Source organism: Vibrio sp. 1557, from assembly GCF_033340175.1.
In the GTDB taxonomy this organism is placed as follows: Bacteria; Pseudomonadota; Gammaproteobacteria; order Enterobacterales; family Vibrionaceae; genus Vibrio; species Vibrio alginolyticus.
Map to the genome: position 1 here is coordinate 1 of NZ_JAWOVZ010000030.1, position 14,194 is coordinate 14,194.

Consider the following 14,194-nt stretch of genomic DNA (forward strand, 5'->3'; position numbering starts at 1 on the left):
TGGTGATTTCTCCAATTGATTTTCCGGTGTAGCGGTTTCCGACGTCTCGGAAAACCAAGTAGTTCTCTCAAAGTTACCTCTATTAACGACACCAAATTCAGAAGCTTTAGAAAAAAGTTTAAAAAAATAACATTGCGAGATTTAGCTAATAAAATTGAAGAAAAGTAAGAAAAAGTGCTCAAGTTTCCACAAATCGAGCCGAGAGGGCTAAATTGTATAGAAAATCAGCAAAAGGAAACAATTAAAGGTAAGTTCGCAGACGATAGACGTGAAGATTAGAAAAGAAAAAGCCCCTTTTCCTTTGAGAGAACTGGGGCTAGGTTGGTCGCCAGAGCCTATGTGGAGATCAAGAGAAATGAACACATTTCCGGCATACCGAGTGCAACTTTACATTGAAAATGATTGGCAGGTGAGAGATGAGAGAGCCGCTCATTCTATTGTAAAGCTGCTTGCCAAAAGCCTGCATTCCCATCCACGTCTGAATGTATTGAGTACAGGCTAAGTAAACTACTGCAATAGTGACATTGCAGAGTTTGGCAACTGTTTCGCTTGAGCAAGAATCGATGTACCTGCTTGTTGCAAAATTTGTGCTTTGGTCATTTGCGTGGTTTCTTTCGCAAAATCTGTATCTTTAATTCGGCTGTTCGATGCGTCAACGTTTTCTTGGATGTTTGCCAAGTTGTTGATGCTGTGACTCAGACGGTTTTGCTTCGCACCTAAGTCTGCACGTTGCGAGTCTACGTATTTCAGTGCCGAATCCAGCACAGAAATCGCGTTTTGAGAACCTTGTACCGTGGTCATATCAATATCTTGTACTGACGTTCTGATAGGTTCATCACTCAGGCCAAGCTCAGATGCTAATCCACCAGAAATAGAAATCTCACCCTGAACGTTTGGATGCGCGACAAAAACTTGCAACTTGCCATCTTCACTTACAGACGCATTAATCATATCAGACTGACCATTAATGTAAGTGGCAAGCTCTTCGATGTCGTCGCCCGCTTTGGCATTAATGTTGATTTCTAGATCATCAACATTGCCGTCTTCGTCTTCACCCATACCTGGTAGCGTGATCTTCAAGTCAGATTTAGCTGGGTCAACGCTCCAGTTTTTATCTTTACCGTTCTCAGATAAGAAGGTCACACCGCCCATGCGAGTATCGTCCGCACGAATGCTGGTGAGTCCCATGATCATGGCTTCACCTGAGCTCGCACCAATCTGGAATGCTGCTTCACCGAATGAGCCGTTCAATAGACGACGACCACCAAATGAAGTGGTTTCTGCAATACGGTTTAGCTCGTCAATCAATGCCATTGACTCTTCGTTGATCGCCTGACGCTCAGCTGGAGAGTTAGTACCGTTCGATGATTGAATCGCAAGGTCACGCATTCGTTGCATGACAGAGGTTGCCTCATTCATCGCACCTTCAGCGGTTTGTGCAATCGAGATACCATCGTTCGCGTTACGCATTGCGACATCTAGGCCACGAGACTGTGCAGTTAAGCGGTTAGAGATCTGTAGACCTGCCGCATCATCTTTTGCACTGTTAATCTTATGTCCTGAAGATAAGCGCTCCATCGACGTGTTTAATTCATCAGTCGCTTTGTTTAGGTAACGCTGCGCGGTCATCGCGGAGACGTTAGTACTAACTGTTACAGCCATTTTGCTCTCCTGTTGAGTTCGCAAGCTTTTGCGAAGCGGCCAGCTTTACTCTCATTTGGATAAGCACTGACCGTAAAAGTTACTTGCTAAATCTGCCTTAAACGCAGGGTTTAGAATCTCTAAATCTGTTCTGATATTTTCAATACAATTTGTGTGCCAACTTGCGTAAATTATTTAACTACTTTTAAAAGAATCAAATAAACAATAAGTTAGCTTTATCATTAAGCTATTTCCGGTTTGTCAGACTCATCTTAGCCCAAGGGTATTGAACGCTGCCCTGTTGCCGCCCGACTTGCCTCCCGCATCATTGCCGCTTTGGGTAAAATCGTGCCGCATGACATCTCAGACTCTCAGGTTACGTCGACTTATCGCGCTTAAGGCTTTGCACATAAGGCATCAAAATCAGACAATGTGTATGAGTGTCATACTAGATGTAGTTAAACAACGTTAGATCTTTGGTCTTACCGAATGCTTGTTGCGATGCCTGTAACGCTCGCGAGTTTTCACTGAACTCGATCACGGCTTTAGAGTAATCCAAGTCCTCAAAGTTGCTCTTCGCTTTTGCCAGAGACAAATTAAAGTCTTCATGATTTTGCTCTTGGATATCCAGCGTACTCAATCGAGCACCGGCATCTGTACGCGCTTTATTCAAATGGATAAAAGCAGCGTGGAATTCTTCTGTCATTTGGTGCAATTTGGCGGTCGCCGACGTATCCGAAACCGATTTGTCTGACCATGCCATTGCATCCTTGAAGGTATCGAAAATGCTGAACTCTGCCCGCTTTTCGATCTCAATGCTGTCACCAGGCGTAATTTGGCCTTTTACGTGCACTTTCAGGCCTTTGTATTCAATCCCTTTCTCTGGAGAAAACTCATCGGCATCCACTACTTTGCCGTTACGCTCTAATTGGTAACCAAATTTGCCGTTATTCATATCGACAAATGTCACGCGATACGCCGCATCATCCTTCGCGTCAACGTTAGTGGCTTTGTTTAGCAACAGCTCAGAGCCGTTTTGTAGATCGTAATTCGGCTGATAGTCGCCAAATGGGTTTGGTATCTCCATAAACAGCTTGCTGCCAGGATCGTTCATTGGCATCTCAAGCATGCTGGAGACTTTCATTTTGCGCTGATAATCGTCCCCAGCGTATTGAACACTACCGTCTTTATCGCGATAGAATGGTTGGCTTTTTGGCTTAGTACCCGCAAACACGTAGTTACCAGATTCATCTTGCGAGTTCACTAAGTTAAGGAAATTGTTCGCAATCTCTTCTAACTCACGCTTCTTTGCTTGTCGGTCTTCAGCAGAAAAGGCACCGTTAATCATCTCCATCGTTAAGCGCTTCGACTCGTCGGCAAAATTCTCCGCATTGGCGATATTAACTTCGTGGTTTTCTAGACGATTACGCACCAACACTATAGAGCTAAGATATTGTTGTAGCTGCTCTTGTTGCTGACTAATGTTTTGGATGTAATGCGCAGCGAGGGGGTCGTCACTAGGTTTCAGTAACTTTTTCCCTGAAGCAAGTTGCTCTTGGTTGTGGTGAACCTTATTCTCTTGACGACGCAGATCATTTTGTACGGACTGATAGTTATGGAAACTAGAAATTCGGGTTAGCACTTATCTCTTCTCCTTACCTCAGTTGTAAAATGGTATTGAAGGTATCATTCGCCGCTTGCATCACACGTGATGAAGCCATGTACGCTTGTTGAAACTTCATCATGTTGGCCGCTTCTTCATCGAGGTTAACACCAGAAATAGAAGCAACGCGCTCTTGCGCCGCTTCATGCTCTAAACGAGCGACGGAGGCTAAACGGTTTGCTGTAGAAGACTTCAGTCCAACTTCGGTATTGAGGTTATGATAAACATCGATCAAGGTACTGGATTTTCCATCCATCATCTTGTCTGTTTGGATCTTCTGCATTTTTCTCAAGTTGCCGTTACCACCTTCAGAAGGCACCAAGTTTGCGGTGAATTTATCATTCATCAGTGCGCCTTCGCTCAACTCAAACACGGTTGCATCGCCGTTTTTATACAGCGGATGACTTTTCGGCACTGATATTTCAATCTTCGGGTTATCTTTATCTAACGGGTATGAGTATTTGTCCGATAGTAAATTACCCTTGTTATCCGTGATCTTTAACCACGGCTTATCATGCTTCTCGTCGGCTGGTTGTACGGTAACCTCAAACTCTTTAACATCCCCCGCCTCACGAATTTTAAACTTGGCGTTACCTTGGGCAAAAGTGGTTGAGGCTTCATAACTTTGTGCGGCAATAGCTTTTGCATCATTGGTTTCCATCTTTATGATGGCTGCACCACTTCTCGTTGGGCGGAGCAATACGCGCTCACCGGCGGCAAGGCCTTCACCAATTTGCACTTTCATACCATCCAGAACAAATGACGAATCCGAACGGTCGATGTTCAACGACATTTGCTCACCTTTCGGTGTTGTCACGCTGTATTGATCGCCATCATAACGCAGCGAATATTCACCACCTTTGATCGCGGAAATGTCCTCGATGTAAACCGCAACATCAGCTTGGGAGTCAGGCGCAGCAAAAACTCGAGATTTTGCCACTAGCTCAGAGTTCACGTCGGTAAATACGTCTTTACCTATCTTACCGTTGAGATCCAGACCTTGAGATTGCAGCTGATTAATTTTGTAGGAGAAGCCCGTTGCTAAACGGCCCATTTCATCTTGCAGTTGTGGGATGTGTTTGTCGCGCATTTCAAGTAAAGCGCCGATTTTGCCATCCATATCATCAGACTTGATCGCTTTAATGCCATTTCCTTCCACCATTGCTAATCGTCTTTGATGAACATCCGGATAGCCATCGATCATTTTGAGCTGGCTTGCTTCCGTGCCAGAAACAAGAGTGTGTCCATTGCCGATATGAACATTAAACCCTTCCGCATTTTTGCGTGGGGTTACGGTAACTTTGGTGTACTCTGACAGCTCAGTAACCAGCTTTTCATGCTGATCCATCAGGTCATTATGTGGGCCGGGGGTGCGCATCATCAGTCGATGAATATCGCGAATTTCCAACGCAAGTTGGTTAACGCGCTCAATGCCCATATCCAATTTTTTATTGGTGACATCAGATTGCAGTCGAACGGTTTCGTGGAAATCATTTAATGTATCAGAGAAGATTTTCGCCTTTTCCAATACCACTTTTCGTGCCCCTAAATCGTTCGGGGTATCTGCCATGGTTTTTACCGCATCGAACCACTCATTCAGGTTCTCGGGAATTTTCTTCGATGCTACGGAGCTCAACATGCTAGAGAGCATATCAAGATTGTCTTGGGTATCCGTTTTGTTGGCATTGTTGGTCGACGACAGGTTCAGTTCATTCACGGCAAACTGATCCCACGAGCGGCGAACATTTTCCACATGCACACCCATGCCGTAGGTAGAACCACCAAACATGCGCGGATCATTCGTGCCTTGGATAACAGACTGACGGCTATAACCCTCTGTATTAACATTAGAAATGTTATGACCAGTGGTGTTTAATTGTCTCTGAGCAGTAAGCACACTTTGAGTACCTACATTCAGAAGATCTGACGCCATACATGCCCCCGAAAACGAAATATAAATCGGCAAAACCGATCACCTAGACACATTAAAAGCAAAAGATGTGCCAAGTGATAGAAAGGCGTAGATATTCAGATAAAGTGAAGGCTTGCACTATGGCAAGCCTTCGAGAACGTCATAAATTGGCGCAGAGACATTACATACTTTCGATTTTATCCTTCACCTGCAGGACTTTATCTGCGTAGTTCGGATCGGTCGCGTAACCCGCACTGTGGATACCGCGAATAAACGACTCTGAATTCCCGCGTTGCTGCAATGCTGTCTCGTAACGTGGGTTGTCATTCAAAAATCGTACAAAGTCATTAAAGCTGTCTTCGTAACTTGAGTAGGAGCGAAACGCTGCCGTCTCTTTCACTGGCGTGTTATCGTGGAACTCTAAAGTTTGAGTCGTCACTTTGTCACCCTGCCAGCTTCGATCTGCTTTGATATTAAATAAGTTGTTGCTGCTGCCACGCGCGTTCTTCACGACCTTTTGCCCCCACCCCGTTTCCAAAGCGGCTTGCGCAAGTAGCAGAGATGGCTCGACTCCTAGGGCTTTCGCAGCTTTCTCCGCGTATGGCTTCATCGAGTTAACAAAGGATTCTGGTGAATCGAATCGAGTGGGTTCATTGCTTGGTCGAGATAGTTGACCAGATTCAATCAAGCGCTGTTCAATCTCGCGCGCTTTTTTCGGGTCAACACGACGATATTCCGCAGCATTGTTTGCCGCATCACGCATAGCCGTTTCTTTTTTGTCGTTCCCTTGCCCAGCCGTTAATTGCTTAACAATCATATCGGCCAGTCCCATTGAACCAGACGAACTCAATTCGCTCGCCATCTGTTCATCCAACATTTGTCGGTAGAACTTCTCGTTTTGGCTGTTCATCATGTTGGACTCAAAGCCCTCATTGGCTTCTCGCATGGATTTCAACATCATGGAGGTGAAAATAGATTCGAACTGACGAGCTGCTGCACGCAGTGCTTCTTGCTCGCCATCTTTACCTTCCTTCACTGCTTTTTGACGCAAGGTATCCAGCGAACTGATGTCATGAATAAAACCAATGTCGTTAGGATTGTTCATTATACCTACCTCCTAACCATTAAATGATGATCAACTGGCCTTCAATGGCACCAGCTTGTTTCAATGCTTGCAAGATAGCCATCAAATCCGACGGCGCTGCGCCGACTTGATTCACTGCACGGACCAAGTCATCCAACGTTAAGCCTGGCTCAAACTTAAACATCTTGCCCTGCTCTTCGCTGACTTCGATATCCGAGTCTGGTACGACAACGGTTTGCCCACCAGAAAAGCCGTTAGGTTGGCTAACATTCAGGTTTTCTTTGATCGCAACCGTCATGCCGCCATGCGTTACTGCTGCAGGTTTAAGACGCACATGCTTACCAACTACGATGGTGCCCGTTCGTGAGTTAACGATGATTTTGGCTGCACCATCTGCTGGGTCGAACTCTAGGTTTTCGATTGCCGATAAGAACGCAACACGCTGGCTGACGTCACGAGGAGCACGCACGCGCACTGATGTCGCGTCAACAGCGCTCGCCATTTGTGGGCCAAGGAAGTTGTTTACAGCATCCGCCATACGTTGAGCCGTTGTGAAGTCTGACTCAAGCAAGTTGAACGTGATGTAATCACCACGACCAAATGGGTTTGGAATTTCTCGCTCTACTGTCGCACCACTAGAGATAAGACCAACGGTTGGATTGTTACCTACGATTTTAGAACCGTCAGCGCCTTCAGCACTGAAGCCGCTCACTACTAAGTTACCTTGAGCAACCGCGTAAACTTGACCGTCGAGACCTTTGAGGAACGTTTGCAGCAAGGTGCCACCACGCAAACTTTTAGCACTTCCGATGGAAGAGACAGTCACGTCCACTTGCTGACCCGGTTTAGAGAAAGGCGGCAATTCGGCCGTAACCATGACTGCGGCAACGTTTTTAATTTTTGGCTTTGTGCCCGGCGGCATCTGAATGCCGAAGTTTTGCAGCATGGCGGCGAAACTTTGCTCTGTAAACGGGTTCGCTTCACCCGTACCAGGTAAGCCTGAAACCAAACCATAACCCACGAGTTGGTTGCTTCGTACACCTGCCACTTGCGCGACGTCTTTGATACGTGCGGCTTGGGCTACGGTAGAAAACAGAGCAACGCTCATCAGTACTAAAAGGAGTTTTTTCATGCTTACTTATCTCTTGCAGTCAAATTGCCGTCAGCACGGCGTGTTATAGCGCTACATTAAAGAATCGTGCCAAGAAGCCTGGCTCTTGCATATCTTGTTGCAAACCAGTGCCAGAGTACTGAATTCTTGCGTTAGAAACGCGATTTGATGCAATGGTGTTGTCGAAATTAATATCATCCGGACGAATAGTGCCACTTAAACGTATGTACTCATCACCCGTATTTAGCGTCATCCACTTCTCACCGCGGATCACGAGGTTGCCGTTTGCCAGTACTTCGATCACCTCAACAGTGATGTAACCACTGATGCTGTTGCTCTGCTTTGCAGAAGAGTCACCTGCAAATGAGTTGGAGTTGTTTAAGTCATAAGAGAAATTATATTTTCCGCCAATTTGCAGCTCTTCTCCGCCCACTTGAAGCGGGTCCATTTGCGCTTCATTGGTTTTCGATAAATCGGCATTTGCGCTTTTCGTCGCACTGGTTGTCTCATCCAGTGTTACGGTAATAATGTCGCCAATACCACGTGGTTTAGAATCGTCGTATAGGTCGGTAATGTGCTCGGCGCTAAACAACGAACCTGTTGCAGCAGCGTAATGCTCAGGCTTGTTTTTCGGATGAATTGGAGCCCAAGCAGGGTCGCCAGCAACCGGATCACTTCTACCACGTAAAGTATCTACAATACCGCTGCTCTCTTCTTTCGATTTATCGCCTTCTACTGCGTCGACCACAGTGGTTGCTTGTGTCACTTCATCCGTTTCAATCGGTTCCAACATGGCACATCCCGACATCGTAGCAATCAAAGCGAGTAGGCAAATACGTTTCATCGTGAGCTCCTCAAATCTTGCTCTTAATCGTTACAATTGCTGGTTAACGAAGCTCATCATTTTATCGACTGACGAGATCACTTTTGAGTTCATTTCGTAAACGCGCTGGGCTTCGATCATGTTGACCAACTCTTCCGTTACATTCACGTTGGACGCTTCCAGCATGGATTGACGAATTTCACCCAAACCGTCCAAACCTGGAACACCCTCTTGTGGATCGCCACTGGCACCCGTTGGTAAGTAAAGGTTCTGACCAATTGGCTCTAGGCCACCCGGGTTAACAAAATCTGTAATGGTTAACTGACCAACGACTTGGTTGTCTTGCTGCCCTCGGACGCGAACCGACACTTCACCATCCGTACCGACAGTAATAGAAATCGCATCTTCTGGAATCACAATTTCAGGCTCTACAGGGTAGCCAGAACCCGACGTGACTAACGTGCCTTCACCATTTAGCGTGAACTGACCGTTACGGGTATAACCGATGTTGCCGTCCGGCAATGTCACTTGAAAAAAGCCGTCGCCTTCCACCATCATGTCCAGTGCGTTGGTCGTTGTCTGTGCATTGCCGTGCGTGTGCACTTTTTGCGTCGCAACCACTTTAGAACCCGCACCTAGCATCAAGCCACTTGGCAGTTCCGTGTTCTGAGATGACTGGCCGCCAGGCTGGTTGATGTTCTGATAGAACAGATCTTCGAATACTGCACGGCTCTTTTTGTAGCCGACAGTAGAGGCGTTCGCCAAGTTGTTCGAAATCGTGGCAATGTTGGTTTGTTGGGCGTCTAGACCTGTTTTACTTACCCATAGTGCTGGATGCATAGTGAACCTCTAACTCTGTTAACTCATACGAAGCAGTGAATCTGAAGATTTATCCATTTCTTCAGCTGTGCTCATCATCTTGACTTGCATTTCAAACTGACGTTGTAAGTCAATCAATGCGGTCATTTCACCTACGGCATTCACGTTACTGCCTTCTATCGCTCCCGTCTGGAGACTAACAGTCGCGTCTGCTTCGTAAGGTTGGTTTGGAGTTTTATGGCGAAATAAGCCATTGGTGTCTTTAAACAAGCTTTGATCATTAGGCTTAACGAGTTTAATGCGATCAACCGCTTGGAATTCTTCTGCCGGGGCACCTTGAGGAAGTACAGAGATGGTGCCATCCCGACCGATTTCAATTTTGGAGAGAGGGATAGGCAAAGTAATCGGCGCGTCGTTTTCACCCAGCACCAAATGACCACTTGCGTTGGTAAGCATGCCATTTTGATCGACTTTTAGGTTGCCGTTACGGGTCAACCCTTCTTTCCCTGTATGATCGAGTACCGATATCCAACCGCTGCCTTCAATCGTCACATCCAGATCACGCCCTGTTGTAATCACGCTACCTTGAGCAAAGTTATGCCCTGGACGCTCTGTCATGCTGAATACACGTGAAGGATGGCCTTCACCATAAGCCTGCATTGAGCGAGCCTGTGCTAAATCAGCCCGAAATCCGGTCGTGCTTACGTTAGCCAAGTTATTAGCGCGCAATTGTAGTGCCTGCATATTTTGCTTGGCGCCACTCATTGCGAGAAACAGTGCGCGATCCATAAATTACTCCAAAAAATCTCTCTGTACACGGAGTAAAAAGCAATAGTTATGCCAAAACAAAAATAGACTTATTAATCAATACTTTGAATTAAAAATCAACAATGAAAAGAGGTCAATAGAGGCAGAAAACTGTAACGAGAGGCAAGGTTTTGATCCATACGGCGGCAACAGCGGCAAATCGTAGATCAAAGCATGCTTAGCCTGAGTGAGGTGTATTCAGGCTAAGCATCAGATGAATGTCATGATGAAAATGAACAAAGCGGCAATTACTAAGAAGCAATCACACGCCATTGCTTACTCAAGCAGAGTATCGAATGACCCAGCTAGTGCTCTAGCGGATCTGTAAGATATTCTGTTGTAGTTGGTTGTGTACTTCTAGCGAACGTGAGTTTGCTTGGAAGTTACGCTGAGCAGAGATCAGGTCCACCAACTCCTGCGTCATATCAATGTTTGACTGTTCCAGCATACCGTTATTGATGGTGCCGAAAGAGCCTTTATTTGATTCACCCCAGATCTTGTCACCAGAGAACTGCGTTGAATCCCATTGAGTGCCGCCTTTCTTATCCAGACCTTGCTCGTTTGGAACACGTACGAGAGCAACACGACCCAATGTAACGTTTTCACCGTTTGAGTAAGTTCCCAATACGCTGCCGTTTTCATCGAAGTCAACTTTGGTTAGGAAGCCCGTCGTTGCACCGTCTTCGTCAAACTTAGTCAGTTCGAACGGAGCCGCAAACTGTGTTGCTGAGCCTAAGCCGAAGTTAAGCGTCTGCGCAGGATCGGCACCATTCATATCGACTGGTGTCGTGTTCGTCGCCGGATCGCCCAGAGCCACAGAAGTGATTGGCTGACCATTGTTCAAGCTCGCCAACGTACCATCGTTGTTGAACTTCATGGTATGCCCCACATGACCTGTTGGCGTTTGCGCATCACCAGCCGCAACATTTAAAGGCTTTTCACCTTCTTTATCTGTCACGGTGTAGTAAGTGTTCCATGTATTTGGCTGAGTCTGATCTTTCAAGTAATACGTCGTTAGCTTGTAAGACTGACCCATCGAGTCATAAATTGTCGAAGAGGTTGAACGGTTGTATGTATCTGGGTCTGAAAAATCAAACTGCGTTGGATCTTTCAAATCGCCGTTCGCTGGCAAGTTCACACCCACTTCAATGTTTGCTGTTTGTTTTGGCTTACCAAATTCAGCAGGAATATTGATGGGTTGTGGCTCGTATGAAGAAACCTCACCAGAGCTTGGGTCCACTTGGTAACCTAATAAGAACTCGTCGTTCGCGGTCACCATGTAGTTTTCTTTATTTAAGTGAAATGCACCATTACGTGTCAGTTCATTCTGTTGTGGAGTTAGACGCTCTTTCGCTACAGCGAAAAAACCTGTCCCCGAAACACGCAAATCCATTGGGTTGTTGGTGTAAATGCTAGAGCCTTCATGGAACTGCTGTGCCACTTGGCTTGCTTGCGCACCACCACCCGGTGTGGTTTTTGCGTTAGTAAATAAAGAGTTAGAGTAGACATCAGCAAACTCAGCACGGGACTCTTTAAAGCCGTAAGTGTTGGCGTTCGCAATGTTGTTACTGGTGGTGTTCAAATCCAGTTGGGCGGCGGACAAACCGCTTAAAGATACATATGACATTCCAAAATCTCCTAATCTAGCGAGCTATGACTACGCTTTGCCGACTTCCAATACTTCTGCAAGTCGAACTGGCGATTCAAAACCAGCCAGATTGAGTAATACGTTTCCGTCACCTTTGCCAAGCAATACGCTGTTTACGTTGGCGTATGTCGATACTGGGAACTCTTGCGACTCCCCTTCAACTAAGCCAGACGCTTTCACTTTGTATTTGCCAGCTGGCAGTGGATTTCCGCTTTCATCTTTACCGTCCCAAAGCACACGCGTGTCGCCGGCTGGTTTCGCCCCTACCTCAAAGGTACGAACCAGTTGGCCAGCTTCATCCTCTACACGAACAAACAGATTATCGATAGATTGTGAAAGCTTAACCATTGCCGCCATTGGTGCGTCGTCCTGCTTCACACCTGCTGCTCCTGGGACCAATACGTCACGCCCTACCAAAGAGGAAGCTTGTAACGCTTGATTTGATGTCATTGACGAATTCAAACTCTCAAACTGAGTGTTCATCTTGCCAATGCCATCAACGGTCGCAAATGAAGCCATTTGCGCAATCATCTGGTCATTACTTACCGGCTTAAAAGGGTCTTGCTGAGACAGTTGCTTCGTGAGCAATGATAAGAAGTCTTCCTGTTTTAGGTCCTGCTTACCCGTGCTCTCTTCCGCTTTCTTGTTACTCTCTTGTAGACTTTTAAGCTGGTCGATATAGGACAAGCCGCTTTGACCAACGTTGTTAATTCCGGCCATACGCTACCCCCTTATCCTTATTGACCCATCTGCAGCGTACGCAGCAGCATTTGTTTACTAGAATCAGCGACCTGTACATTAGTTTGGTATGCACGAGAAGCTGAAATCATGTTTGCCATTTCTTCCATTACATTGACGTTAGGCTTGTAAATGTAGCCTTCTTCGTTTGCAAGGGGATGGTCTGGGTTGTACTCCGCACTCAGCGGTTTATCACTTTCTACAATACCCATCACTTTCACTGGCACCGTATCACCGCCACGCATGGCGTTACTTAACTCTGCACCAAACACTGCATGACGCGCTTTGTAAGTGTCTTTCGCAGAGCTGCTGACACTGTCGGCGTTCGCCAAGTTGCTTGAGGTAGTATTCAGACGAACGGATTCAGCGCTCATTGCGGAACCTGTCACATTGAAAACGTTAAATAAGCTCATCTAAATTATTCCCCTTTGATTGCTTTGGTTAAGTTCTTGAATTTGCTGCCTAGAAAGTCGAGTGATGCTTGGTGTCTGATTTGGTTTTGCATAAACAAGTTACGCTCTAAATCCAAGTCTACCGTGTTGCCATCTCCCGTATCTGGTTGCGTAGGAAGACGATATAACTTGTCCCCAACCAACGTTGTAGTGGCAGGAATATGCCGACCATCTGTGCGACTAAGACCAATGCTTGCCCCAGATGTTGCCGCTTGCAATTCCTTCGCAAAGTCTAAACCTCTTGCTTTGTAACCAGGCGTGTTTGCTTGTGCGATGTTGGTGGAAATCACCTCTGCATTGCGCTCACGTACGCCCACCGTGTGCTGGTGGATGCCTAGTGCATTGTCAAAAGATATAGCCATGTTTGCCTCTACAATTAAGAACTGACCGTGATTGATAACCAAAAAGCAATTAGCATGCCAAAACCTAAAGCATTACACCAACCTAGTGGTTACCGTGAATTGAAATAGCAATAAGTGAGCCAAAGTAACTGGAATGTCATGTCGTATCACTTTGTTCACTTAATAAAGATACACCGTGTTGAGGGCACAAGGCAAAAACGCGCTTCAACTAATTGAGTGATACATGAAGCGCTCGGCGCAGAAAGGTAACAAACAAAAAAGCCTGACACGAAGTCAGGCTTTTCTATCAATGAAGAGATACCGCTATTTAAGCTTGTAAATGATGCCCGGATTACAGCGCACCATTTCAAATTTATCAGTCAGACCAGTTAGCGACTCTGATGCCCCTAACAGCAAGTAGCCACCAGGGTTTAAACTGCTCGCCATTTGGTTAAGCACTTTAGATTTCATTTCTGGAGAAAAGTAAATCAATACGTTACGACAGAAAATGATGTCGAACTTACCCATCAGTGCGTAACTGTCCATCAAGTTTTGTGGACGAAAGTTCACCAAACGCTTGACGTTATCTTTGACTTTCATGCGACCACCGTCCGCATTTTCAAAGAAGGTGCGACGACGTTCTGGTGAAAGCCCGCGACCCAAAGCCAAGTTGTCGTACACCCCTGCACGACACATCTCGAGCATACTTGCCGAAATATCTGTGGCTGTAATGGACACGTTTGGTAACAAGCCCGGCTTGCGCTGTTGCGTTTCCAGGATCGTCATTGCAATAGAATACGGTTCTTGGCCCGATGAACTGGCAGCAGACCAGATCTTAATTGGGCGCTTGCTTGCCGCTACTTCTGGCAATAATTTGTCAGCTAAAACCGTGAACGGATAAGTATCTCGAAACCACAAGGTTTCGTTAGTCGTCATCGCATCCACAGCGGCGACTCGTAATTCTCGATTACGCCCTGTAACAACATCACGTAGCAAATCTGATAACGATGCGAGCTTAAACTTCGTCACTAAAGGACTCAGTCGGCTACGCACGAGGTATTGCTTGCTATCACCTAACACGATGCCACATTGCGATTCTAGAAAACGGCTAAAGTCACGATACTCTTGATCACTGATTGTAATAGCAGTCATTAA

The 14,194-nt window shown here is 46.2% G+C and carries 13 protein-coding genes; all 13 read right to left on the reverse strand.

Annotated elements, in window-relative coordinates:
• Positions 1–507: 507 nt before the first annotated feature.
• The 13 genes from R7070_RS22050 to R7070_RS22110 all read right to left on the reverse strand — a co-directional run bounded on the left by R7070_RS22050 (position 508) and on the right by R7070_RS22110 (position 14,191).
• Positions 508–1,662 (reverse strand): flagellin, encoded by a 1,155-nt coding sequence (locus R7070_RS22050; RefSeq protein WP_005382038.1) that lies wholly within the window; start codon positions 1,660–1,662, stop codon positions 508–510.
• A gap of 427 nt (positions 1,663–2,089) precedes the next feature.
• Entirely contained in the window at positions 2,090–3,283 is a 1,194-nt protein-coding gene (gene flgL / locus R7070_RS22055; protein ID WP_005382037.1) for a flagellar hook-associated protein FlgL, read from the reverse strand.
• Between the two features lie 13 nt (positions 3,284–3,296).
• Entirely contained in the window at positions 3,297–5,237 is a 1,941-nt protein-coding gene (gene flgK, locus R7070_RS22060) for a flagellar hook-associated protein FlgK (protein ID WP_115385803.1), read from the reverse strand.
• A gap of 160 nt (positions 5,238–5,397) precedes the next feature.
• On the reverse strand, positions 5,398–6,324 hold the full coding sequence (gene flgJ / locus R7070_RS22065; protein WP_025768948.1) for a flagellar assembly peptidoglycan hydrolase FlgJ: 927 nt from the start codon (positions 6,322–6,324) through the stop codon (positions 5,398–5,400).
• Positions 6,325–6,340: 16 nt separating this feature from the next.
• A complete protein-coding gene (locus R7070_RS22070; protein WP_005393118.1) occupies positions 6,341–7,432 on the reverse strand; it encodes a flagellar basal body P-ring protein FlgI in 1,092 nt (363 codons plus the stop codon).
• Positions 7,433–7,475: 43 nt separating this feature from the next.
• Positions 7,476–8,255: a flagellar basal body L-ring protein FlgH gene (gene flgH, locus R7070_RS22075; RefSeq protein ID WP_005382033.1), complete on the reverse strand. Its 780-nt coding sequence runs from the start codon at positions 8,253–8,255 to the stop codon at positions 7,476–7,478.
• A 30-nt stretch (positions 8,256–8,285) separates the two neighbouring features.
• On the reverse strand, positions 8,286–9,074 hold the full coding sequence (gene flgG, locus R7070_RS22080; protein WP_005382032.1) for a flagellar basal-body rod protein FlgG: 789 nt from the start codon (positions 9,072–9,074) through the stop codon (positions 8,286–8,288).
• Between the two features lie 18 nt (positions 9,075–9,092).
• Positions 9,093–9,842 (reverse strand): flagellar basal-body rod protein FlgF, encoded by a 750-nt coding sequence (gene flgF / locus R7070_RS22085; RefSeq protein ID WP_005382031.1) that lies wholly within the window; start codon positions 9,840–9,842, stop codon positions 9,093–9,095.
• Positions 9,843–10,173: 331 nt separating this feature from the next.
• Positions 10,174–11,487 carry a flagellar hook protein FlgE gene (flgE, locus tag R7070_RS22090; RefSeq protein ID WP_005382030.1) on the reverse strand — a complete coding sequence of 438 codons (1,314 nt, stop codon included), beginning with the start codon at positions 11,485–11,487 and terminating at the stop codon, positions 10,174–10,176.
• Between the two features lie 30 nt (positions 11,488–11,517).
• Entirely contained in the window at positions 11,518–12,228 is a 711-nt protein-coding gene (flgD, locus tag R7070_RS22095) for a flagellar hook assembly protein FlgD (protein ID WP_005382029.1), read from the reverse strand.
• 17 nt (positions 12,229–12,245) lie between these two features.
• Positions 12,246–12,659 (reverse strand): flagellar basal body rod protein FlgC, encoded by a 414-nt coding sequence (gene flgC, locus R7070_RS22100; RefSeq protein WP_005393132.1) that lies wholly within the window; start codon positions 12,657–12,659, stop codon positions 12,246–12,248.
• Positions 12,660–12,664: 5 nt separating this feature from the next.
• Entirely contained in the window at positions 12,665–13,060 is a 396-nt protein-coding gene (gene flgB / locus R7070_RS22105) for a flagellar basal body rod protein FlgB (RefSeq protein WP_005382026.1), read from the reverse strand.
• 303 nt (positions 13,061–13,363) lie between these two features.
• Positions 13,364–14,191, reverse strand: a complete 828-nt coding sequence (locus R7070_RS22110; protein WP_005382024.1) for a CheR family methyltransferase — start codon at positions 14,189–14,191, stop codon at positions 13,364–13,366.
• Between the last annotated feature and the right edge of the window lie 3 nt (positions 14,192–14,194).